Origin of the sequence: Legionella taurinensis (assembly GCF_900452865.1) — a bacterium.
GTDB classification, from domain to species: Bacteria; Pseudomonadota; Gammaproteobacteria; order Legionellales; family Legionellaceae; genus Legionella_C; species Legionella_C taurinensis.
In genome coordinates, this window is the sequence record NZ_UGOZ01000001.1 from 684,460 (window position 1) to 707,885 (window position 23,426).

A 23,426-nucleotide genomic window follows, 5' to 3' on the forward strand; every position below is an offset into this window, starting at 1 on the left:
CCGACAAATTGTGATAAAATGCTTGCCTTTGAGCGCAATTAGGCGTGAACTAACGATTGACGAGGAGTTGCTGATGGCTATTGTAGCGAAGCGTACAATTATGTCTTTGTATTCAGATAATGATGATGTATACAGTCATCAAGTTCGAATCGTTTTAGCCGAAAAAGGGGTCAATGCTGAAATTTTACTGGCAAAACGTGACGAGCCAACTTCCGATTTATTAGCGGTTAATCCCTACGGTACTGTTCCTACGTTGCTGGATAGAGAACTGGTATTGTACGAAGCCCGAATCATTATGGAATACCTGGACGAACGTTTCCCTCATCCTCCGCTGTTACCCGTTTACCCTGTCGCGCGTGCTGAAGCCCGTAAAATGATGCATCGCATTGAGCAGGATTGGTATCGACTCATGCAGGATATCAGAGCCGAAATCAATGCCGATGAAGCAAGAGCGCTCCTTTTGGAAAGCTTAATCAGCTTGGAGCCGATTTTTAATGACAAACCCTATTTCCTCAGCGACGAATTTTCTTTGCTTGATTGCGCCCTTGCACCGCTGCTTTGGCGTCTTCCACAATTGGGGATTGATGTACCTGCCAAATCAAAAGCCTTGAATGCCTACATGCAACGCATCTTCAAACGCGAGTCGTTTCAGTTAAGTTTAACGGATACCGAGAGGCAGCTAAGGGCAGCATAATCATGAGCTTGAATATGACTCCGAACAAGCCGTATTTAATTCGAGCTATCTATGACTGGATAGTGGATAACAATTTAACCCCCTATATTCTGGTTAATGCGGATTATCCAGGCGTTCAGGTCCCTGTCGCTCATGTGAACAATGGGCGTATCGTTCTCAACATTTCGCCGCAGGCATGCCGTGGTTTGCACCTCGAAAATGATCGGATTGTGTTTACCGCACGGTTTTCAGGGCAGACTGTGCAGATTTTTGTGGTTCCTGCCGCAGTGATTGCTATTTATGCCAAAGAGAATGGCCGCGGTATGGAGTTTGGTGTTGAAACCAGTGAACCGCCTCCCCCCCCGCCTGTGGGCAAAATAGAGCATCGGGGAAAAACCAAACCTGCATTAACGTTGGTCAAAAAAGACTGATTCTTAAAAGGAGTCTGCCATGACCAGCCCTGCCCATTCACTGTACACCACCCGACAAATCCGCCTGTGTGAAAGCGAAGCGATTCATCGCCTCGCCATTTCGGCCGATGAGTTAATGGAACGAGCCGGGCAGGCTGCTTTTCGGTGCTTAAAAAACAGATTTCCTGCGGCACGAGTCCTGACGGTTTTTTGCGGTGGCGGCAACAATGCCGGCGATGGCTATGTTCTGGCCCGATTGGCACAGGCAGAGGGCTATCGCGTGATTATTCATCAATACCGTGCCATTGAACAACTCCCTGACACAGCGCGTCACGCGGCCTTGCGGACGGTGGCGACCGGCATTCTCTGCCAGGATTTGGACGAGCCCATTGATGAAGAAACGGATGTGATTATTGATGCCTTGCTGGGGATCGGGTTACAGGGTGAGGTGCAAGGTCCCTTGGCTTTGGCCATTACCCAAATCAACAGCAGCGGTTGTCCCGTTCTGGCGATGGATATTCCTTCTGGTTTAAACAGCGATACCGGTGAAGCAATGGGGGTTTGCGTGAAAGCGGCGGCCACCGTCACGTTCATTGGTAAAAAAATAGGGCTGATGACCCTGGATGGCCCTGACCATTGCGGTACTATTCTGGTGGATACGCTGCAATTGGAAACCTGCCTTTCCTCGCTGGTTCCAGAGGTTGAAGTGCTTCATGGCCAACAATTAAAGTCGTTATTAACTCCTCGGCCACGCAATTCACACAAAGGCCTGTTTGGTCATGTGTTAATTATTGGCGGCGGGCCGGGCATGCCCGGGGCTGTTTGTCTGGCCGCTTCAGCTGCCTTGCGTGCGGGGGCAGGCCTGGTGACCGTGGCGACACGTCCGGAACATGCGGTGATGATTCCTGCTGCATTCCCCGAGGTGATGGCGGTCGGCATTGATGATGTGCAGGCGCTTTTGCCGCTGCTTGCCAAAGCGACGGTTTGTCTGATTGGCCCAGGCCTTGGCATGGATGAATGGGCGGTTCATTTGTTTAATCTGGTCATTGCGTCGCAATTACCGATGGTCATTGATGCGTCAGCCCTCCATCTTCTCGCTCAAAACCCGCAACATGATGACAATTGGATATTGACACCTCACCCCGGAGAAGCTGCTGCCCTGTTGGGATTAAGTACAGCGGACATCCAATGTGATCGTTGCGGGGCTGTGTCGGAGATTCAACAACGCTATGGCGGTAATGTTGTTCTTAAAGGCGTAGGTTCGTTAATTAAAACCGATAAAATAGAAACCTACCTCTGTGCAGCCGGCAATCCCGGCATGTCGAGCCCGGGAATGGGCGATGTGTTAAGCGGTATTCTCGCCGCATTGGCGGCTCAGGGGTTGTCCTTAAGCAATGCTTTGAAACTGGGCGTGCAGCTGCATGCGCAGGCGGCGGATTGGGCTGCGGCGAAGCAGGGTGAACGGGGTTTGCTGGCCAGTGATCTTCTGCCCTACCTGCAAAGGCTGGTGAATCAAAAAGAAACCGATGTATGACTGTACAAAGCTATTACCTTGCCGATGAAAATGACACCATGGCGCTGGCTTTTAGACTGGCCTCGTGTTTAACCTTTCCACTGACACTCACGCTAAGCGGCGAAATAGGTGCAGGCAAAACCAGTTTTATGCGTTCCCTGCTGCGTGCGTTGGGTGTGACAGGGGCGATTAAAAGTCCAACATTTTCTCTGGTTGAGAGTTACCAGTGTCAGGACTTGTCAATTCACCACTTTGATCTGTATCGTATTCATGATGAGGCTGAATTGGATTATATTGGTTTTAGAGAATTTTTTACTGGGCGGTCATTTTGTTGTATCGAATGGCCAGAACGGGCGCCGCACAGTTTGGTGCATGTGGATATACATGGTTTGTTAGCAATGAAAGGGGACGGGCGTTTAATGAGTTTGTATGCATCAACCGTCGCTGGAGAAGCGATATTAACTTGCCTGGCGGACCAACAATGAAAAGCAGAATAGTTGTTTTATTAAGTTTGGTACTGATTTGGGCGAATCACGCCATGGCCGCGCGCCTGCAATCCGTGCAAGTCAAGCAGCAGGCGGGTAAGACGTCGTTGTTTTTTACGTTAGACAGTGCGATCGCCCATAAAGTGTTTACATTAACCAATCCTGATCGCGTGGTGGTGGATTTTGAAAACACGAACCTCGCCTTTAATCTGAACCAGCTCAATCTCAATAATGAATTAATCAAATTGGTGCGAAGCGGCCATCCTAATCCACACACGCTGCGGCTGGTGTTTGAAGTGCGTGATGCGGTTAAACTGCGCGCTAATCCCTGGAAAGGGGGCAAGCATGCCTTTGCGCTGGATATTTCTGCCAATGGCGTTAAACCCTATTCCCCGCCGAGCGTAAAACCGCTCGCCGTTTCTCGCCAACCGGTAAGCAAACCCGTACCTGTACGCAGCATGCCTAAAAAACCCTTGAGGGACGTGGTCATTGTGCTTGATCCTGGTCATGGCGGTAAAGATCCTGGGGCCAGTGGGCCGCACCGCACCGCGGAAAAAAACATCACCCTGGCCATCGCCCTTAAGTTAAAACAAATCATCGACAGGCAACCCGGGATGCGGGCCGTATTGACGCGGCGCGGCGATTATTATGTCGGATTGCGTGAACGATTGAACATTGCCCGCCAATACAATGGCGATGTGTTTGTCTCCATTCATGCGGATGCGTTTATTAATCAGCAATCGAGCGGTGCCTCCGTGTTTGCCCTGTCGCAACGCGGCGCCACCAGTGAAGCGGCACGCTGGTTGGCAGAGAAGGAAAACTATTCGGAATTAGGCGGCGTTAATCTTAAAGATCTGGATGACCAAAGCGGCCTTGTGCGAGAGGTGCTCATTGATTTATCGCAAACGGCAACCATCGGTGCCAGCCTGCATATGGGCGAGCGGGTTTTACGCAATCTGAATACCGTCACTAAACTGCATAATCACAAAGTCGAGCAGGCACGGTTTATGGTGCTTAAATCACCCGATATCCCCTCCATTCTGATTGAGACAGGATTTATTTCAAATCCCAGAGAAGAGAGAAACCTAACCGATTCCCGTTACCAAACGCGGTTAACGCAATCCATTTTCCAGGGTCTTAAACGCTACTTCTGGGATTATCCGCCGCACGGCAGCCGCATTGAAGCCATGTCCGGCAACAGCCTGCACCTGGTCAGACGGGGTGAAACCCTGCCTACTATCGCGTCTCAATACCATGTGTCCATGGCCGCTTTAAAAAGTGCCAATCATTTGTCAGGAAATCAGGTAAGAGCCGGCCAACGTTTGGTTATTCCTTCATCATGGTCGTAAGGATCAAGGAACTGCCCATTACCGTGGCTAATCAAATCGCGGCGGGTGAGGTGATTGAACGCCCGGCATCGGTGGTAAAGGAATTACTGGAAAATGCCTATGATGCAAAGGCCGATACCATTCATGTGGACATTGGTTTTGGCGGTTTGAATCAGATAAAAGTCAGTGATAACGGCTTAGGGATTGTCGCGGACGATTTGCCCTTGGCCATTGCCCCTCACGCCACCAGCAAAATCAGTCAACTGAATGATCTCTACATGATCCACAGCATGGGATTTCGCGGCGAGGCGTTAGCCAGCATTGCTTCGGTCAGTCGTTTAAGCATTACCTCGAAAACGGCAGAACAGGCGCATGCCATGCAATTGACGGCTGAAAACGGCATCCTGCAAATCAACCCCTGCGCCCGCAGCCAGGGCACGACTGTGGATGTGAAGGATCTTTTTTTTAATGCGCCGGTACGCAAGAAATTTTTAAAGGGCGAACGGCAGGAATTTCAAGCCATCGAATTATTGATTAAACGGTTTGCCTTAAGCGCACCGCATTTAGCCATTCACTTAACCCATAATGGTAAAAAGCACGTCGATTTACCTGCGGCAAAGGACGAGCAGGGGGCGTTGTGGCGCATCAGAAAAATCCTTGGCAAGGAATTCGTTGAACAGGCTGTGTACGTGGACGTGGAACATGCCGGTGTCCGCTTGCGGGGGTGGGTGGGCAAAGCCGACTACCAGCGCAATCAAAACGACAAGCAATGGGTGTACATTAATGGGCGCATGGTCAAAGACAAGTTGATTCATCATGCCATCAAACTCGCCTATGAACCGGTGCTTTATCCGGGTAAACATCCGTCCTGCCTGCTGTATTTAACCCTTAATCCGGCGGACATCGACATCAATGTTCACCCCACCAAACACGAGATACGTTTTCAACAACCGCGATTCATCCATGATTTTCTGGTATCTCAATTGCAAAAAGTCCTGGATCGGCGTGAAAGCCCTGGTATTGATTTGTCAAACGCGTTAGGCAGGAAGAACCCTGTCCCGCCGCTTCAGGAAAAGATCCCCGTTTTTTTGACGTCGGCGGCGATGCCCGCCGCGACGACCCCTTGCTCCATGCTGGCTATCGATGAACAATTTATGGTGTTTCAAAGCGCCAGGGGGCAGGTGTATCTCGCCGATTGGCGAGCCCTCTATCGGGAATGGCTGTTGAAGCAATTGGCGGTTCAACCCCTGCCCTTGGCCTTTCGCCCGCTGCTTGTACCAGTTCGTTATCAATATGAAAAAATAATGGACAATTTGCAGCGGCAACGCTATAGTCAGCTGCTCGGTCAAATCGGTATCCGGGTGGAGTGGTTTAACGAGTCGCAAATCCTCGTTCAAACCCTGCCCTTGTTAACCCCGCATCTGGCCATTAGCGATTTTTTTTCCAGGTTGTTGAACGCACCCATGCCGACTGAGAGCGAATTAATTCATTTACTGACAGCGAGTCAGAAATTGCCGGATCTTAACAGCAGCGCACACGGCGATTTTAAAGACTTCCTGCATCACCAGGCTGAAACGTTGGCCGCAGAGACGTTATTCTGTAAACCCTTGTCGACTTTGTTTTGCCGGGAATTGCTGCATGCCTGAGACGGTGTTGTGTTTAATGGGGCCGACGGCCTCGGGAAAAACCGCCTTAGCCTGTGATCTGGCGCAACGGTTTCCTGTGGAAATCATCAGTGTGGATTCGGCCATGATTTATCGCGGCATGGACATTGGTACAGCCAAGCCCACTCCTGATGAACTGCTGCGCGCACCGCACCAGTTGCTGGACATTCTTGATCCGCCTGATTCGTTTTCTGCCGCTGAGTTTTGCCAGGCGGCGAATCACTTGATTGAGGGCATTCATGCCCGTGGAAAAATTCCACTGCTCGTCGGCGGAACCATGATGTATTTCCATGCCTTGCAACAGGGATTGTCTGATTTACCCGAAGCCGATGATCTGTTGCGTCAGCAATTACTGAAGCAGGCCGAGGACAAAGGGTGGGCGGCCATGCACCGTGAATTGGCTGATGTCGATGCCGTCGCTGCCGCGCGTATACACCCCAATGATACGCAGCGGATTCAACGGGCCCTGGAGGTCTTTTACTTAACGGGTAAACCCTTGTCCCATTTTTTAGAACAGGGAAAAGGCCGACCGCGCCATCATTTTGTCAATTGCATTCTTTTTCCAAATGAACGCGCCTGGCTGCATGAACGCATTGCTCTGCGTTTTGATGCCATGCTTAAACAGGGTTTTGTTGAGGAAGTCAGGCAATTGATGGCGCGCTGGCCGCTGTTAACGCCGGCCAACCCTTCGATGCGTCTGGTGGGTTACCGTCAGGCGTTGGATTATCTTGCGGGAAGGGATGATCATGAGCAGTTTCGCGACAAAGGCATGGCCGCGACACGGCAATTGGCCAAGCGCCAGTTAACCTGGTTGCGCGGATGGCCGGACGGGTGTTTTTTTTCTTGTGACAAACCGGACATCACCGGCGAATTCATGGCAAAGCTTGCGGAAATATTGGATAATAGCCCGCAAAAAACGAATGATTAATGAGGATAGACATGTCGGAAAATGAAAAAAAACAGCCTGCCTGCACTGAAAAAATGTATGTGGTTCATCCCGGTGATCTGCCGTTGAGCTGTCCAACGGATGAAATGCAATTATGGAATGCGCATCCCAAGGTGTATTTGCCCATTGAAAAAACAGGCCAGGAAGTATGCCCTTATTGCGGATCCCGATTTTTGTTGCAAGATGATTAATTCCATTTGTGTTGTTCGTATTTCGGCGTTGGGTGATGTCTTAATGGCGGTGCCATTGATACGCACCCTGCAGACGCATTATCCTCAGGCTAAAATCACCTGGGTTATCTGCCGCCCGGCCTATGATCTGGTTGAAGGCATGGACGGCGTTGAATTCATCGTAATTCCCAAACCCGATACGTTTAAGGACTATTGGCATTTCCGAAAACAAATGCGTCATCGGCAATTTGATGTGCTGTTGGCCATTCAATCCAGTTTTCGCGCCAACCTGCTTTACCCCTTTATTAAAGCGAAGCGTAAAATTGGTTATGACCGCCTGCGCGCGAAGGATGGTCATGCTCTGTTTATCAAAGAAACCATTACGCCAGGTCATGATCACACGCTTGACGGCTTTTTGCGTTTTGCGCAAGCGCTTGATTTATCTTCTATGACTATTCGCTGGGATTTGCCTATCGCTGACGAGCAGGCGCAATGGGCACGTGAACATTTGCCTTCACAGGGACCGATTTTATTGGTGAATCCGGCGGCCAGTAAACCCGAGCGCAGCTGGCCAGTTGATCGGTATGTGGCAGTTATTAACGAAGCACAGCAGCGATGGAACGTGCAGGTGGTTCTGACGGGCGGTCCTGGGGATTATGATCGGCAACTGGCTGACGCCATTTTGCAGCAGGTTCACTGCATCGATCTGGTGGGTAAAACCCGACCAAAACAGTTATTGGCGGTGATTCAACAGAGCCAGGCCATGCTTTGTCCGGATACCGGCCCCTCGCACATGGCGGCGGCCGTGGGTACTCCGGTTGTGGCCTTGCACGCTGTGACCAGTTCCAATGTCTCCGGCCCCTATACTTTTCGCCATTTGGCTGTCGATTGTTATCCGCAGGCCGTGACTGACGTCCTTAAAAAAACCGAAGAGACCAATGTCTGGGGAACGCATGCCCACGGTGAAGACACCATGAAATTAGTGAGTGTTGAAGCGGTGTTGGCTAAACTTGAACAGCTCTTTACAACGTATTACTCATTACCCGCACATAAAAAAGCAGGAACCTAGGTTCCTGCTGTCCATTGCTGATTTTTCGGGTTATTGGCTGCTGCCTGTGCTGTTACCGCCATCCAGAGCCGATGAAGACAGGGATGGGCTGGGTTGAGCGGCGCGTGCGTTTTGAATCAGCAGCATGGTGTTGGTTAACAGGATACGCTCCTGTTGCTGACGGCTTAAGTACATCTGGTAATTAATTTCTGCCAGAAGAATGGCAATCTCTTTTTGGACGGTGGCTGACGACGCGGTATTAATGCGCTGAATCCATTGCTGGTTTTCAGAGCCGGAGGTCGTATTGGTATTGTAAAGCCGCCAGGTGGCCATGTTGAATTCATTCAAGGCCTGGCTGCTTGTCTGCCCCTGATTTTGACCGGACGCGGCGCTTTGTTGAGGCATGCGCTTGGAGAGGATGTAATACAGGTTGCTGATGCCGACAGAGCTCTGTGCCGCGTAGATTCTCAGGTTAGTCAGGTAGTTGGATAAAGTCGCCATGGCCTGATCTTTCAGGGCCTGAGTCTGGTTGGGGTTATTCTTATCAACCGGTGTGGTGGCCGTGAGGTAAAGTTGGCTGTAGGCATCACGGCTTGGCAATGTCAGAGGAGCCACCATGCCGGAGGCGTAACGGATAAAATTAGTCGCCGTCTGCAATTGATTGTTGGCCACTAACCCGGTATTGCTGCCGGGTTGACTGGATGAACTGCCTGTGCTGAATAACAGCGGGCCAAGCAAACTGTCCATGCTCAATTGCGCAACCAAATTCTCGTTTTGTTTACCCAGAGGGAAAAACCCGGTGCCCGGCGGTGTGCCGATCACATTGATCATCACCTGGTTTTGTGAAATAACCGGTCCGCCGCCATTGTTGCCGGAATTGTTTTGGCCGGTGAAGCAATCGCCCTGTACATAACCACCGTTTTGATCCATGCAGTAACTGGCATCGGGGGTTGAGAGGATGTTTAAAATGGCCTGATTAACCGGATCCGTTTGGTAGGGAGTCTGATCGACTAACTGGGAGACGGAAACGTTCGCATTGGACGGCGAGTTGTAATTGGGAAACGTTTTACTGGCAAAGTTTTGAAACAGCGACTGATAAGTCGTCATGGTGGCCGGAATCAAGGACGATTGGCTGCCCTGATCCTGGGTGGCGCCTGAGGTGCTGTTGGCTGGCAACAACGCACCAATGTAGGAGGCCAGCAGATTAATCTGGTATTGGGAAGCGGTATTGGTGTCGATGAGGAAATTACTGAAAGCGCTCTGGGTTTGATTCGGCTCCAGCTGGCATTGGCCGCCTACTGTGGGGCAGAATGAATTTAAATCATACCCGAGGTATTCACCCAGTACTTTAAGGCGATGGGATAAACCATCGATGCTTTGCTGGTTATTGTCGTTGGGATTTTGGGCACCGGCATAGGAGCTCAATACCAACAGACCGGGCAGTACAACGTGGCGCAACGTTTTTTTCATCATTCTTCCCCTTCAAGAGCGCGTGCAACAAGTTTTAAGCGATATTCAGAAAATACACGGGCAAGCAGGCGCAGCCGTTCAAATGTGATATTGCGCTTTAGAAAAAATCCGGCGGGGTCAAAGCTGCCGGCGCTGTTTTCCTCGGCGTGAATTAAAATGCGTGAGGCACTGCCCGGATGGACCGTGTCAATGGCTTGCAGCAAACGAAGGCCGCGTCCCGCCTTGATATTACCCACCAGACGGATAAAGACATCTTCCTGGCCAAGGACGCCTAAATCGATTTTTTCGATGTCATCCAGTTCGTTTCCCAAACGGTTTAACGCTTCTTCAAGAGCCGGGTCACCATCCAGGGTCCAGTCTTCGACACTTTCCATAAAAGTGATCACCCGATAGATCATCGGATCCACGTATTCAAACCAGTATTGAGCGGAGGCCTGGTGGCTGAGATCGGGCATATTTTACTCTTTTTTTACGGTGTTATGAATTGATGGACTGCGCATGTTCTAACTACTATAGTATAGTAAGAAGGGTAAAAGTCTAATAGTGAAAAGTAAATTTTATGAAAAAAGAGTCGCCGTCAAGAATAGTGACTGTTTTAAAGAACATTTTTGATGTTCGCAAATGGTCTGATTTCGACAGAATGAAGTCGTTTACATTGTATCTGGGAGATGGCTTCAAGCGGCTTTTCGTGCCGCAAAAAACAACCGGCAGCGGTGAGTCATTTAAGATGGCCATGGCCAAATACAATCTCTCTGAAAAAGATTTAATCGCTCAACAAAAAGCGCTTTTCCGATTGAGTGTTTTAATGTTTATTGCGGCCATTCTGGTCTTTTCCTACGCCGTTTATCATGTGATTTATGGATCAATCAGCGCGGTTATCATCAGCCTCGTGGTGATGCTCATCGCCCTGACTTTGGCATTTCGTTATCATTTTTGGTATTACCAGATTAAAGTACGAAAACTTGGATGCACCTTCAGGGAATGGTTCAGGCAAGGTTTGATGGGTGAAAAACCATGAATAAAATTGTTAGTACGTTGTTAATGACGTTGTTCCCTGCGCTGGCTTTAGCGGCAGACAGTTCCTCTGGTTCACTGAGTTTTGCCCCGCCTCCCAGTGATTACTCTGTGGTTTTCCTTGGCAATATTTTTGGTATTGTCGACGGCGTGCTGCATGGCAGCGGCAGTCAGATCATGGGCAGTATGTTTTCCGTGTTTAACTCGGCGGTATTGGCGTTAGGCGGTATTGTCATCATGTATACCCTGCTGGTATCGACTATGAATACCGCGCAGGAAGGGCAGATGCTTGGCCAGAAATGGTCATCCATCTGGGTTCCCGTTCGTTCGACTTTAGGTTTGGCCTTATTAATTCCCAAGGCTTCCGGCTATTGTCTGATGCAAATTTTTGTGATGTGGGTGGTGCTGCAGGGCGTGGGCGCCGCGGATAAAGTGTGGGAAGCGGCCTTAAGCTATTTAAACCGTGGGGGTGTGATTGTTCAGACCCAGATTAATCCATTGACGTCGTTGCAGGCCGGTGGTAACAGTGTGGCTACCGGGGCATCCAAGATTTTGGCCGGTCAGGTGTGCATGGCCGGCATTCAACAAGCCCTGGAGAGTCAACGTCAAACCTTAATGAGTCAAAAAAGCAGCGGCGAAGGGGTGTGTTCCGGTACGCCTTCTGCAGCCATGGCGCCTTTCTGTAATACAGCTGTGCCTGACTTCATAAATTCCGTGAACATGGTCGCGGTTCAGAATGCGGATCCTTCCAAAAACACGTTCACGGCCAAGATGCCAAATTTTGATTCCAATAATCCCTATGCGGTTTTAAACGGGATTTGCGGCTCGATCACCTGGAGTTCGATTGCCAACATCAATACGGTGTCCGGCGTGGTGAAGAACAATGACCTGGAAACCGCGAAAATGTCCCGTGCCATTGCTATTCAGCAGATGTACCTGGACTTGGCCATGGTGGCCCAGGTAATGGTCAATAATAACCCTTCGCTGAACCCTTCTTCGTCTGGCGCGAACACCAACAATAAACCCTTCGCACCCGGTGTTGCCCAGCAACAGTTTGGCGTGCCTTACCTCAACTCCGGTTCGGCCTGCGATAGCCCTTCGACCGATTGCGTCAGTTGGGGTCCTGATTCCTCCAATTCCAACGCCCCCTTGTTTAGCGGCACCGAATTTCAGGGCGCCATAACGGATTATAACGGCATCATGATGCCTACGTTGAATCTTATCCGACAGGCCCAGGACAGCAGTAACGCCAATAAGCAGCGCGCCTTTATTGCCCAGGCGCAGCAACAGGGGTGGCTCATGGCCGGCAGCTACTTCTTTGACTTGGCCCGTCTGAATGCCTCTGATTTGCAGACCGCCAATCAGACCGACACCAACACCGGCTTGGAGGGTAGCCAGTTTGACAGTCAGATTCCACTCAACGCGTTTAGCCAGAACAAGCAATGCAGCGGGACCTATGCGGCCTTGTGTCAATGGTTAGGCGGTAACCAGACGGCAATCCAGAACATGGTGGGATTGATTAACGGTTCCACACTGGTCGGTCCCAATAACCCGCCGCTGAGCCCACCGACCTTTGGTAACAATGCGGCTCAAAAAGCACAAAGCGGGGTTCTTTCCTCAACCGTTTATGGCTTCATCAATAACTCGGTTATGGTCAATCTGCCGGGCCAACCCGGACTGAATCCGCCCCAGTTTGCCATGAAGTTTAATATGGATTTGTCGCCTGGACCCATGTACTTAAAATCGCAGGATTTCCCTTGTGGTGAAGTCAAGATTGTCTTCTTTAAATTCTGCCTGGGGCAATTGTTAGGGGACATCTTCTACAACCTCATCATCAGGAACCTGTTCAACTTCTTCCTGACCATGATGTCAACCATTATTAACATGATTGTCATGTCGTTCCTGTCCCTGCCGTTACTCGGTATGGCGGAAATCTTCAAGCACGGGGTGTCCTTCATTCAGCAGCCGACGGTTAACCCCGTGGTGGCGCTGGCCAACATGGGAGTTAACTACATTAACTTCGCTAATGAATTATGGATTTACCTGATGGGTCTTGCCATCATGAGCGCCATTATTCCCTGGTTCGGTATCTTTATTTTCCCCTTGCTGGCCATGGTCATGCCCCTGCTGTTTGCCTGGTTAAGCACCATGGTGAGCATCGGTTTCCTGACGGCCTACTACATTCCGTTCCTGCCGTACATGATTTTCACCTTTGGAACCATCGCCTGGCTGATTGCGGTGATTGAAGCCATGGTGGCTGCACCCATTGTTGCTTTGGGTGTGACTCACCCTGAAGGGCATGATGCCTTCGGTAAGGGCGAGCAGGCGATCATGATCCTGATGAACGTTTTCCTGAGACCCGCCATGATGATCATCGGTTATATTTCAGCCATTGCCCTCTCCTATGTGGCGGTGTGGGTGATTAATGCCGGTTTTGCCAATGCGGTCACGTTCGTTCAGGGCGATCCCAATGCACCCACCTGGAATGTCACCGGGGCTTCTGATTTTGGCAACTCCATCATTGCCGGGGCGCCTACTGGCAATGGCTCGTCCTATCAACCCAATCAAAATTATGCAGCTCAGAAAGCAGCAAGAATTGATACGACCATTGGTTACACGGGCTGGGCGGGCATTTACGGGTTCTTCTTTGCCATTCTCATCTATACCACCATGTACATTACGGCGGTGCAGAAATCGTTTACCTTGATTACCTACCTCCCCGACAAGGTGTTGCGCTGGATTGGCGGTCAGGGTGAGAGCATCGGCCAGGAAACGTCGCAATGGGCTGAAGAAGGCAAAAAACAAGTCGAGGGTGCCGGTTCCAGCACGATGAAGGCTGCAGGTCAAATGGATCAACAGCTGCAGGGTTATGCAATGAAGGGTATGAAGAAACTCACTGGCCAAGGGGCTTCCAAAGGTGCCAGTGTCAGTGGTAAAGGAGGAGATAGCTCAAAAAAGACGGAAGCGACTCCTAGCAAACCTCCGGTTGAGTAACGGAATCCCGCATAAAGCCAGCTTCAACTGGCTTTATTGCTGATGAAAGGAGTCGCTGGTGTATGAAGGGTTTAACAGCCCCCTATCCAAAGGGTGTCTCTCTAGTCGTATTGCTCCTTGGTACCGGCCAATATGAGTTTATAAACCCGCTCACTGATGATGCCCTGCTCAAATTTATCCTTGGCATCAATGGTCATTAACTGGCCGCGTTGCCTGACCAGTTTCCTCGTGGTGGACGTCACTTCATTGGGATCGCTTTCCAGCAGGATATCCCTTACCTCTTCATCAAAAACCAGGTATTCGCGTAAGGCGACCCGTTTTTCATCCACTGTCGGTACCAACTTTTGCCAGATACAAAGACGAATGGTTTCAAGAATATCAATGGTGCGGCCCAGGCGCTCTTCGCCGGAAAAGGAGGTTACCAGACGGCGCATGGTTTCTGCTACGCCGGAGGTATGCAGTGTGGTATAGACCGGATGGCCTGTTAATGCCGCCTCCAGTGCCGCGCTGATGGTTTCAGCATCCCGGCATTCCCCCACCATGATGAGGCGAGGCTTGCGGCGCAGGGCGTTACGCACCCCGTCAGCAAAGTCAGGCAGGTGGCGGGGAATTTCGGATTGGCTGACGACAGAAGAAATGGTTTCAATTTCGTCATAGACAAATTCAATCGGCGCCTCATACGTCAGCACTTTGCGGTTAGAATCATCCTTTTCAATCAAATCACGGATAATGGATGCCAGCAGCGTCGATTTACCCGAACCCGTAGCACCGGTGATGAACACAATGCCTTCCTGCGGAGCAATGGCTTTAATGATATTATCGGGCAAACCCATGGTTTCCAGTTTTGGCGGCGTGGTGGGAATGGTTCGTAAGGTAATCTGAATGGCATCATGCCCTTCCACCAGGCAGGAGGTCGCGTTTACCCGATAGCGGTAACGCACGCCGCGATTGGGTCGGAATTCGTAATGGGTATCAATGTCCTTACCGGAGAGTAATTGCGTGGTGGCGTTCGGTCCGTAAATGGAGTTAATCAAATCGCCCAACTCGGTGTTGGAAAGGCTGCGGTTAGTGATTTTAAGCAGGCGGCCATACACTTCAGCAAAAATGGGCGAGCCGGTTTGAATGGTAATATCCGAGGCCTTTAAACGCTCCGCATGTTCAAGCATTTTGTCCATAAAGACCGGTGTAAATCGCGTGGGTTCATCGGGCATTAAATTAATATTGCTGCTCATAAATTAGCCTTGGCTGAATAGAATAATGAATCGAAACGGGTTTATTGACCTTGCAGCCGCACTGCAAGGCCGGTCAGGGATAACCCCTTGTTGTTAAAAGTATATACTAACAAGGGTTGCAAGCATGGCGAAATCGCTAATTAACGGGGGTAATGTCCTTATTGACCGGGGCAATAGTAGGCTGCCAGGACTTGTTGGTAATCACAATCTTGGCATTTTGCGCCAGTTTTTCCATGGTGCGGAAATGCTCTAGCGCTTCCTCGTCCTTAGCCACCGCCGCACGCCACTCCTTGCTGTTAATATTAAGGGCTGGCAGCGCTGTGATGCGCAGTACACGATCATCGATGTGAATTTCCGAACCATCGCCGGTTACGCCGAGGTCGGTGTGTGAAACGTAGGGGGGCGATACCATGTTCATGGCTAACAGCTTACGGTACAAAATCATGCCGTTATAATCTTCTTTGATTCGGGCTACGCTTTCTTCAAGAATGGTATTGGCCTGCTCAATGCCGTTTTTCCACCCTTTGGCGACATAAAAACTCCACAACTGCCGCTCTTCTTTGGTTTTGGGCAGAAGGGTAATGTTGGGGTATTCGGGTTTTTTATAATCCATCCACAGGTACTGGCGCCAATTGGGCGGCGTGGTTATAAAATGCGCCTGCTTCGCCACCTTGTAGGTGCGGTCAGAAATTCGGATGGTTTGCATGTCCGCCAGGTTAAGGGTATTGCGTCCCTCAAGTAATACAGGCGGCAGAATATTGTGCTCAAGGACCAGCGCATTGAAATCAAACACAGCGTCCAGGTCGCGGGCCTTTTGGGTTAATTCTTCGTCAATGATCTTGGCACGGCAGGCTAAACCGGATTGTGCGCCGAGACTCAAGGCCGTTTCTCGAAGCGCCATTTCGCGAATCTTACTCATGCCGTTTTTATTGGACGTGACGCCGCGTGTATTGGCCATGGCCTGCAGGCCAGCCAATGAGGCTGTATCGCCATTGATCACTACGGTTGTCTGATGCGAAGAAGAGTAACAACTCGCCAGCAGGGCGGTTGCGCAGGTCAAAGCAAGACTAGGAATAAATTTTAGCATAGCGTAATTCTACAACCTGACTGTTAGGGTAAACGTGAATGCTGGCTTTTCGACCTGCCTGATAATCGATATCACGCAGAATTTCAGCCAGGCTCTCGTCCTTGGCGGTAATGCTGATTAGTACCGGGACAGCCGGCTCTTTTCCAAGAATCCGCATGCGAAAGTGAGCGGCTTTGGCAATGCGTGCAGTAAGTTCTTCAATCGGTCCGGACCAGTCTACTGATGCCCGTGCCTGCAAAGTGTAGGCGTTAGGAATGGTCAGGGTATTATCCCGCACAGGGGGGGTAATGACTTTTTCGACGCGAGCCATTTCCAGCATGGAATCACTGACAGAGGAAGCGGCTTCGGCGAGTTTGATGCTGGCATCATCGGCAGGGGCGTTAATGGGGGGTTTTTTAAACGTGCTATGACAACCTGCTAATAAAAAAGAGGTGGCTAAAAGCATAACAAGCTTGTTGTTCATCGTCGGTGCTTTATTATCGATAAGTACTGCATTGATTGAAACAGGAGCATGCCCCCCTTGTCAAGCACAAGTCACGGTATTTCAAACTCTTAGCTCTTTTTGTAGAGGGCATAAAAAACCTGGCCTGCCTGTTTGCTTTTCAAGGTCTGCCATTTGGTTGGATCAAGGGCGATTAATTCGGGCGATTCTGCATAAACCAAACCGCCCGAAGGCAGGCAATCATGCTGCTCAAGGAGGGTGAAACACGCCGCATGGAGGGATTTGGCAAAGGGAGGATCGAGAAAAACAAGATCAAAGGTGTCCCGCGTACTGCTTAAAAACGCCAGGGCATCGCTGTGAATAACCGACAGATGGGACGCATCGAACGAGCGACTGACGGTCAATAAGTGATTAAAAACAAGGCGATTTTGCTCCACCAGGGTGACCCGGGCAGCCCCGCGGGAGAGGGCTTCAAAACCCAGGGCGCCGCTGCCGGCAAAGGCATCAAGGCAACGGGCGCCGCGGATGTCGTGCATCAACCAGTTGAACAGGGTTTCGCGCACCCTGTCCGGGGTGGGCCTTAACCCCTGTGCATCGGGAAAATCGATTTTTCTCCCGCGAAATTTGCCGCCGATGATGCGAATCTGCTGTTTCACTTTTTCCCTACGGTGACTAACAGCATTTGCGAGGGTTTCAGCGCTTCATCGAATGCTTTTTTAATGTCTTCAACACTGACGGCTTCAATTCGAGCCACATACGTGTCTAAATAATCATCGGGAAGATTGTAAAAAGCAATGCGAAGCAGCATGCCGGCAATGCTGTTATTGCTGGCTAAGGATAAAGGAAAATTACCGGCCAAGTATTGCTTGGCGGCCGTCAATTCGTCCTCGCTCGGCCCCATTTTTAAAAAGCCGTCCAGCGTTTCACGGGTAACCTGTAACGCCGTGTTCGCCTGATTATTTTCGGTTGCCAGGCTGATAATAAACGGACCGTCACCCGGCATGGGGACAAATTGGCTGTAAATGCCATAAGTTAATCCGCGTTTTTCCCGAACCTCAGTGGCCAGTCGAGACACCAGGGCGCCACCGCCAAGAATGTAATTGCCCACCATGAGCGGGAAGTAATTGGGGGAGGCATGGTTAATACCCACCTGACCCAGGCGCAGCATGGTCTGGGATGAGGGAAAAACAACATCCACTTTTTCTGCTGCGGCCAATGACTCGGCTTTTGGAATCGGGGCCGCGTGTTCGCCTTTGGGTAAAAATTCAGTCAGCTGCTCCGTGATCTGATGCGCTTTTTCCTCATCGATGGCGCCAACCAGAACTATGACGGCATTGGCGCCGACATAGTAACGTTTGTAAAAATTGCGCACCTGCCAGGCATTCAGCATTCTTACGGTTTCTGTAGTGCCATTGACCGGATGGGCGTAGGGATGATTTTTATAAAGCTGCTTGAAGAATGTCATGTTAGCGACGTCATCCGGTGATTCCTGCATTTGCGCAATGGTCATCAATAACTGATTCTTCTGGCGGTTAAAGGCTTCCTGTCGGAAAGCGGGCTTATTAATGATGAGGGAAAAGGCGTCGACCGACTGCTTTAACGCCGCTTCCGAGGTCAGAGTCTTCAAACGGAATACCGCCATGTCCCGGCTGGTTTCATAATTGTACTGGGCCCCGGTGTCTGCGATGGTTTCTGCAATCTGCGAGGCATCCAGGCGGCCGCTGCCCTGATCGAGCATGCTGGCCGTCAGCGAAGCCAGGCCAAATTGCCGGTCATCGTAAGCGGAGCCGGCGGCAAAGGCGACATTGATGTCCAGCATCGGTACTTCTTTCGCCTGATAAAAGACCACTTTGGCGCCATGGCTGGTTTCCCATTTTTTGGTCTTGAATGTATTAGCCTCTGTCGCAGCGGCGCATGAAAAAAGGAAGGCAATCAAAAACAATCGTTTCATTATCGTCTCTCAGGTTGGGACACTGGGAATAACTGGGCTTCAGTCATGGATTCAGCGCGGAAGTATTTTTTTGCCGCGTCCTGAATCTGTTGGGGAGTAATGCTGTTGATTCTATCCGTGTAGACATCGGCGGTTTTCCAGCCCAGGCCTAAGGTTTCCAGAACGCCAATTTCCATGGCCTGACCAAAGATAGAGTCTTTTTCAAAGGTTTTCTGAGCAATGATCTGGGTCTTTATCCGTTGCAGTTCCTGGGCGCTGACCGGTTCTTTCTGCAGACGCTGCAACTCTTTCAGTATCCCGGCTTTCAGTTCTGCAATGCTGTGCGACTGGGTTGGAATACCAAACAGTGTAAACTGCGTCTGGTAACGGGTATAAAGATCGTAGTAAACATCAACATTGCTGGCCACGTGCGAACCGCGCACCAGATTGCGTGCGAAACGGGCGCTCTCACCGGCGTCAAGAATCGCCGCAATGACTTCCAGGGCATAAGGCTCCCACTCGTTTTCGGCTGTTTTTACACTGGGCACGCTGTAGCCGAACATCAGCATGGGCAGTTTAGCTGGCGCATGGATTTCAACCGACTTGGTGCCTAAGGCTGGCGGCTCCTGCTGAGGTTTACGAATGAAGTCAGGCCGTCTTGGAATCTGACCAAAATACAGTTTGGCGAGTTCATACACCTTGTCGGCGTTGACATCGCCGACCACCACCAGGGTGGCATTGTTGGGTGCGTAAAAATTTTGATACCAGGATTTTAAATCCTCGATATTCATTTGTTTAATGTCGCTCATCCAGCCAATCACCGGGTGATGGTAAGGATCGGCCAGGTGAGCCGCCGCGAGATAACGTTCAAACGTTAACGCCTGGGGATTATCGTCCGTACGCAGGCGGCGTTCCTCCTGGATGACTTTCATTTCCTTGGCGAATTCGTCTTTATCAAGCAGCAGATTGCGCATGCGATCGGCTTCGAGTTCAAAGGTTGTCGGTAATTGCGACGCGGCTATTTTTTCAAAATAGGCGGTGTAATCATAATTGGTAAAGGCATTTTCTTCCCCGCCGACATTGGCAATGGTTTTCGAAAAGGTGCCCAGGGGGTATTTTTCTGTCCCTTTAAACATGATGTGTTCCAGCGCATGTGAAACGCCGGTGATCCCGCCCGGCTCATCCGCCGAGCCAATGTTGTACCAAATCATTGTCACGGCCACGGGCGCGCGGTGATCTTCCTTGACAACAATTTTCAAGCCGTTATCCAGGGTGTACTGATGAACATTGTCAGCCGCATAAGAGGATAAAGCAGCGCAAAAAAGCAATAATGCAAGCCGCATGGATTAACTCCGAACCAAAAAAAGTGATAGAATTTCACATTTCCTTCGTTTTGTACACCTTATGATTAAATGGTTTAAAAGAAATCAGGATGGGACCACGCCACCGTCTGCGGCTGATGCAGCACAGGGCGAGGATTTGACTGTAGAAAAGTTGCCCACCGACGCGGGACAGGCGCTGCCTGCTGACAACGAGACGCAGAGCAAACCGGGATTCTACGCCCGCCTGAAGCAAAGCATGAGCAAAACCCGCCATCAATTGGGCGAGGGCATTGGCCGTCTGCTGCTTGGCCGCAAGGAACTTGACGCGTCGCTGATGGAGGATATCGAAACCCTGCTCCTCAGTGCGGATCTGGGCATTGAGACGTCACAGGCTGTGTTGAAGCAGGTAAGTGAGAGCCTTGCCCGCAAACAGCTGGCAGACGGAGAGGCCGTGTTTGGGCTGCTGAAGGAGCGTCTCACCGCCTTGCTGGCGGCAAAAAGCCAGCCTTTAATCCCGCAGACCAATGAGGGTACCCCGTTTGTTATTTTAACGGTTGGGGTCAATGGCGCTGGAAAAACCACCACCATTGGCAAGCTGGCCAGGCAGTTCCAGCAGCAGGGGAAAAAAGTCATGCTGGCCGCTGGCGATACCTTTCGCGCCGCGGCGGTTGAACAATTACAGGTCTGGGGGGAGCGTAACCAGATTCCGGTCATTGCCCAGCATACCGGCGCGGACAGCGCGTCTGTCATTTATGATGCGTTGCAGGCGGCTAAAGCGCGTGGTATTGATATTCTGATTGCCGACACGGCGGGGCGTCTGCATACGCAGGGCAATCTGATGGACGAGTTGAAAAAAGTCAAACGGGTGCTTCAGAAGCTTGAACCCCAGGCGCCGCATGAAACAATGCTGGTATTGGATGCCAGTATTGGGCAAAATGCACTTAATCAGGCACGTGAATTCCATCAGGCCATCGGTTTAACCGGAATTACCATGACGAAACTCGACGGCACGGCAAAAGGAGGAATACTGTTTGCCATTGCCAATGAATTAGGGATACCATTTCGTTATCTGGGGATTGGTGAAGGGATTGACGATCTACGTCCCTTTGACGCAGAACAATTTGTCAGAGCCATATTCAATGATGATTAAATTCGATCAAGTGAGCAAACGTTATCCCGGCGGCTTTGAAGCGCTAAGTCAGGTTGACTTTACCCTGCAGAAAGGCGAGATGGCCTTTATTACCGGTCATTCGGGAGCGGGCAAAAGCACGCTGCTTAAATTAATTGCCAAGCTGGAGTCCCCGTCTTCCGGGCAGCTGACGGTCAATGGCGTGCGGCTTAACCAGCTTAAAAAACGGGAAATCGCTTATTATCGCAGCAGTCTGGGCATTACGTTCCAATCGCCCAACCTTCTAAATGATCGCACCGTGTTTGATAATGTTGCCTTGCCTTTGCAGATTCAGGGCGTGCAACCCGCCATGATCGCCAAGCGTGTGCATGCAGCGCTGGACATGGTCGGCTTATTGACTAAGGAAAAAATGCAACCCATTCATCTGTCCGGCGGGGAGCAGCAGCGTGTCGGGATTGCCCGGGCTGTTGTGCATAAGCCTGCCTTGCTGCTGGCTGACGAACCGACTGGAAACTTAGACCCCAGCCTATCATCGGAAATCATGAGACTGTTTGAACAGTTTAATCAGGTGGGGGTGAGTGTCTTGATTGCTACCCATGATTTGGCTCTGATAGCCGGCATGAGGCATCGTATCATCATGTTGAAGGGAGGGCGGGTATGTTAAAAAGCATCCGCGCACAGGCAGCCTATCACCTGCAGGCAGCAACCAACAGCTTTAATTTTCTCTGTCGCCGCCCGCTGGCGACGATGATGACGGTGATTGTGATCGCCATTGCCCTGGCTCTTCCTGCGCTCTTTTGGGTTTTCAGCGACAGCTTGAATCAATTGACCGCCGATTGGCAGCGTGGCGGCCACATCTCTCTTTATTTAAAACAGCCTTTAACCGCAGCGGATCAAAATAAAACCCTGATTCAGATTCAGGAAACCGAGGGAGTCGGCCACGCCACCCTGAAAACACCGGAAGAAGGCATGCAGGAACTGCAAAAACAGGAAGGGATGAATGACATCATGCGCTACCTTCCTGAAAATCCTCTGCCGGCAGTGATTGAGGTGATTCCGGCGGTGGGGATAGACACACCGCTTAAGGTGGATCAGCTCTATGCCCGCTTGAAGGCCTTACCCGACGTGGAGCAGGCCAAGCTTGACATTGAATGGGTAACCCGGCTTCATGCCATTCTCGGGTTTGCCTCCAAAACGGCACATGCCTTAATGGCGCTGCTTGCCTGCGCGGTAGTCCTTATCGTTGGCAACACCCTGCGTTTAGCCATTCATAACCGTCATGAGGAAATTCAGGTTCTGAAACTGATCGGCGCCACCGATGCCTTTATTGTCCGTCCTTTTCTGTATTCCGGGGTCTGGTATGGTCTGGTCGGGGCTATCTTTGCCGTGTTGCTGGTTAATATTTTCATGCTAAGCATCGCGGTCGCCGTTCAGGAGTTGGCTTCATCCTATCAAATGCACTACCCGCTGCTTGGCTTGTCGGTCAAGCAGGCTTATCTCATCGTTTTTGCGGCCATCCTTCTCGGTTGGTTGGGGGCGCGATTGTCGGTCAAAAGGCAGTTGGCGGCGATAGAGCCTTATCATTAAAATGTTTAGAGGCTGCCGTAAGCGGTCTCTATTCTAATCAATGTTAGGGATGATAACTTATAGGTTATGAGGTACGTTGTAATAATTTAGTATTCGCTGTCAAAATGTGAATATGAGAGTTACAAAAATCACTATCATGAGTAACAAAGGTAATTCCCTTGTTTTTGCACAGCTCAGACAAAATTTGATCATTGAAATCAGTGTTTCCTTGCTCAAACTCTGACATAACTTGATTAATGTCTAACAATTCAAAACCACTTTCAATGCATTTGCAAAATCTTAATATTTTTCGAACATCCGATCCTATATCGGATGCAATAGTTGTAAAATCTGAAGTTTTTCTGAAGTCTTTAAAGGATAAGTCTTTCTCCTTTAATTGATGTGCATCCAAATGCAACCTATATTTAATCCTTGAATACCTATTTATAAATTCAGAAAGGATTAATGCATCAATAAAGATTTGACATTTGGCATTTAAAATCTTAAAAAGTGCTCGTGAGTATATGCCCACGTATGGTTCATTAGGAGGTTGGGGACCATTGTTATATAGCCAAATATTTGTATCTAAAATCACATTATCAGAGGGTTTAAAATTATAGTTATCTATGTTTTGTACATTCTTCATCTATTTCCCCAGCTTCTTTTAAAGAATCTTTAAATTTTTTGGGATTTTTAAAATATTGCTTGGCAGTATCTACTACACGTTTCAATAACCTTAAATCATCCTTATTACAATCTGTGACGCTTAATAACTTGGGTATCTGTGTTTCACTAAACTCACCATACAATTGACCAATAGCTGCATTTAAAAATGCTGATGTCAAAAGCTGCACATTGAGAAAAGAAAGTTCAATTTTTCGTTCCTCTCTTAATGCTGGGCAAATCCGCTCATAAACTTTTTGCCCATCATCAGCGGCAACACATAAGGGACTGCCAACAATTTCGTATACTGAAATTGTAATAGTTGATTTCATTATTAGTC

At 50.0% G+C, this 23,426-nt stretch carries 24 protein-coding genes; 14 read left to right on the forward strand and 10 right to left on the reverse strand.

Annotation, left to right across the window (positions count from 1 at the left end; all coding sequences use genetic code 11):
* Positions 1–73: 73 nt before the first annotated feature.
* From sspA to DYE45_RS03285, 9 genes are read left to right on the forward strand one after another with little or no spacing between them, the layout of a single operon-like run.
* A complete protein-coding gene (gene sspA, locus DYE45_RS03245; RefSeq protein ID WP_108294619.1) occupies positions 74–694 on the forward strand; it encodes a stringent starvation protein SspA in 621 nt (206 codons plus the stop codon).
* An 8-nt stretch (positions 695–702) separates the two neighbouring features.
* A complete protein-coding gene (locus tag DYE45_RS03250) occupies positions 703–1,104 on the forward strand; it encodes a ClpXP protease specificity-enhancing factor (protein ID WP_108294721.1) in 402 nt (133 codons plus the stop codon).
* 19 nt (positions 1,105–1,123) lie between these two features.
* Positions 1,124–2,617, forward strand: coding sequence for an NAD(P)H-hydrate dehydratase (locus tag DYE45_RS03255; RefSeq protein ID WP_108294621.1), 1,494 nt, complete (start codon positions 1,124–1,126; stop codon positions 2,615–2,617).
* Complete coding sequence (tsaE, locus tag DYE45_RS03260) at positions 2,614–3,081, forward strand: tRNA (adenosine(37)-N6)-threonylcarbamoyltransferase complex ATPase subunit type 1 TsaE (protein WP_108294623.1); 468 nt, start codon at positions 2,614–2,616, stop codon at positions 3,079–3,081. Before DYE45_RS03255 ends, tsaE begins: the two co-directional genes overlap by 4 nt.
* Entirely contained in the window at positions 3,078–4,430 is a 1,353-nt protein-coding gene (locus DYE45_RS03265; RefSeq protein WP_115300457.1) for an N-acetylmuramoyl-L-alanine amidase, read from the forward strand. Before tsaE ends, DYE45_RS03265 begins: the two co-directional genes overlap by 4 nt.
* A complete protein-coding gene (mutL, locus tag DYE45_RS03270; protein WP_115300458.1) occupies positions 4,421–6,055 on the forward strand; it encodes a DNA mismatch repair endonuclease MutL in 1,635 nt (544 codons plus the stop codon). Before DYE45_RS03265 ends, mutL begins: the two co-directional genes overlap by 10 nt.
* On the forward strand, positions 6,048–7,001 hold the full coding sequence (gene miaA / locus DYE45_RS03275) for a tRNA (adenosine(37)-N6)-dimethylallyltransferase MiaA (protein ID WP_115300459.1): 954 nt from the start codon (positions 6,048–6,050) through the stop codon (positions 6,999–7,001). Before mutL ends, miaA begins: the two co-directional genes overlap by 8 nt.
* An 11-nt stretch (positions 7,002–7,012) precedes the next feature.
* A complete protein-coding gene (locus DYE45_RS03280; RefSeq protein WP_108294631.1) occupies positions 7,013–7,210 on the forward strand; it encodes a zinc-finger domain-containing protein in 198 nt (65 codons plus the stop codon).
* Positions 7,203–8,258 carry a glycosyltransferase family 9 protein gene (locus DYE45_RS03285; RefSeq protein WP_115300460.1) on the forward strand — a complete coding sequence of 352 codons (1,056 nt, stop codon included), beginning with the start codon at positions 7,203–7,205 and terminating at the stop codon, positions 8,256–8,258. The genes DYE45_RS03280 and DYE45_RS03285 overlap by 8 nt, the downstream gene beginning before the upstream one ends.
* A 30-nt stretch (positions 8,259–8,288) precedes the next feature.
* Here DYE45_RS03285 and icmX read toward each other — a convergent pair whose 3' ends face one another.
* Both icmX and icmW read right to left on the reverse strand, forming a co-directional pair.
* Positions 8,289–9,710: a type IVB secretion system protein IcmX gene (gene icmX / locus DYE45_RS03290; RefSeq protein WP_108294635.1), complete on the reverse strand. Its 1,422-nt coding sequence runs from the start codon at positions 9,708–9,710 to the stop codon at positions 8,289–8,291.
* Positions 9,707–10,162, reverse strand: a complete 456-nt coding sequence (gene icmW, locus DYE45_RS03295) for a type IVB secretion system protein IcmW (protein ID WP_108294637.1) — start codon at positions 10,160–10,162, stop codon at positions 9,707–9,709. Before icmW ends, icmX begins: the two co-directional genes overlap by 4 nt.
* Before the next feature lie 104 nt (positions 10,163–10,266).
* Here icmW and icmV point away from each other — a divergent pair, with 104 nt between their 5' ends.
* Positions 10,267–10,725 (forward strand): type IVB secretion system protein IcmV, encoded by a 459-nt coding sequence (gene icmV / locus DYE45_RS03300; protein ID WP_108294639.1) that lies wholly within the window; start codon positions 10,267–10,269, stop codon positions 10,723–10,725.
* On the forward strand, positions 10,722–13,715 hold the full coding sequence (gene dotA / locus DYE45_RS03305; RefSeq protein ID WP_108294641.1) for a type IVB secretion system protein DotA: 2,994 nt from the start codon (positions 10,722–10,724) through the stop codon (positions 13,713–13,715). Before icmV ends, dotA begins: the two co-directional genes overlap by 4 nt.
* A 101-nt stretch (positions 13,716–13,816) precedes the next feature.
* Here the strand turns inward: dotA and dotB are convergent, their stop codons facing one another.
* From dotB to DYE45_RS03335, 6 genes are all read right to left on the reverse strand, one after another.
* Positions 13,817–14,947, reverse strand: coding sequence for a Dot/Icm type IV secretion system ATPase DotB (dotB, locus tag DYE45_RS03310; protein WP_108294643.1), 1,131 nt, complete (start codon positions 14,945–14,947; stop codon positions 13,817–13,819).
* Between the two features lie 136 nt (positions 14,948–15,083).
* Entirely contained in the window at positions 15,084–16,034 is a 951-nt protein-coding gene (locus DYE45_RS03315; protein WP_108294645.1) for a type IV secretion system DotC family protein, read from the reverse strand.
* Positions 16,015–16,497, reverse strand: coding sequence for a type IVB secretion system lipoprotein DotD (dotD, locus tag DYE45_RS03320; RefSeq protein ID WP_108294647.1), 483 nt, complete (start codon positions 16,495–16,497; stop codon positions 16,015–16,017). Before dotD ends, DYE45_RS03315 begins: the two co-directional genes overlap by 20 nt.
* A gap of 89 nt (positions 16,498–16,586) precedes the next feature.
* Entirely contained in the window at positions 16,587–17,132 is a 546-nt protein-coding gene (rsmD, locus tag DYE45_RS03325) for a 16S rRNA (guanine(966)-N(2))-methyltransferase RsmD (protein ID WP_108294649.1), read from the reverse strand.
* A complete protein-coding gene (locus tag DYE45_RS03330) occupies positions 17,129–18,427 on the reverse strand; it encodes a M16 family metallopeptidase (protein ID WP_108294651.1) in 1,299 nt (432 codons plus the stop codon). The genes rsmD and DYE45_RS03330 overlap by 4 nt, the downstream gene beginning before the upstream one ends.
* A complete protein-coding gene (locus DYE45_RS03335; protein ID WP_108294653.1) occupies positions 18,427–19,749 on the reverse strand; it encodes a M16 family metallopeptidase in 1,323 nt (440 codons plus the stop codon). Before DYE45_RS03335 ends, DYE45_RS03330 begins: the two co-directional genes overlap by 1 nt.
* Positions 19,750–19,810: 61 nt before the next feature.
* On the opposite strand from DYE45_RS03335, the gene ftsY reads away from it, so the two are divergent.
* From ftsY to ftsX, 3 genes are read left to right on the forward strand one after another with little or no spacing between them, the layout of a single operon-like run.
* The gene (gene ftsY, locus DYE45_RS03340) at positions 19,811–20,878 is read left to right on the forward strand and encodes a signal recognition particle-docking protein FtsY (RefSeq protein WP_115300461.1); all 1,068 of its coding nucleotides are present in this window, start codon (positions 19,811–19,813) and stop codon (positions 20,876–20,878) included.
* Entirely contained in the window at positions 20,871–21,521 is a 651-nt protein-coding gene (gene ftsE, locus DYE45_RS03345; RefSeq protein WP_108294723.1) for a cell division ATP-binding protein FtsE, read from the forward strand. The genes ftsY and ftsE overlap by 8 nt, the downstream gene beginning before the upstream one ends.
* The gene (ftsX, locus tag DYE45_RS03350) at positions 21,515–22,444 is read left to right on the forward strand and encodes a permease-like cell division protein FtsX (protein ID WP_108294657.1); all 930 of its coding nucleotides are present in this window, start codon (positions 21,515–21,517) and stop codon (positions 22,442–22,444) included. Before ftsE ends, ftsX begins: the two co-directional genes overlap by 7 nt.
* 64 nt (positions 22,445–22,508) lie before the next feature.
* On the opposite strand, the gene DYE45_RS03355 is transcribed toward ftsX, so the two are convergent.
* Both DYE45_RS03355 and DYE45_RS03360 read right to left on the reverse strand, forming a co-directional pair.
* Positions 22,509–23,069, reverse strand: coding sequence for a PIN domain-containing protein (locus tag DYE45_RS03355; RefSeq protein WP_058530428.1), 561 nt, complete (start codon positions 23,067–23,069; stop codon positions 22,509–22,511).
* Entirely contained in the window at positions 23,044–23,418 is a 375-nt protein-coding gene (locus tag DYE45_RS03360) for an STAS-like domain-containing protein (protein WP_058530427.1), read from the reverse strand. Before DYE45_RS03360 ends, DYE45_RS03355 begins: the two co-directional genes overlap by 26 nt.
* Positions 23,419–23,426: the final 8 nt, after the last annotated feature.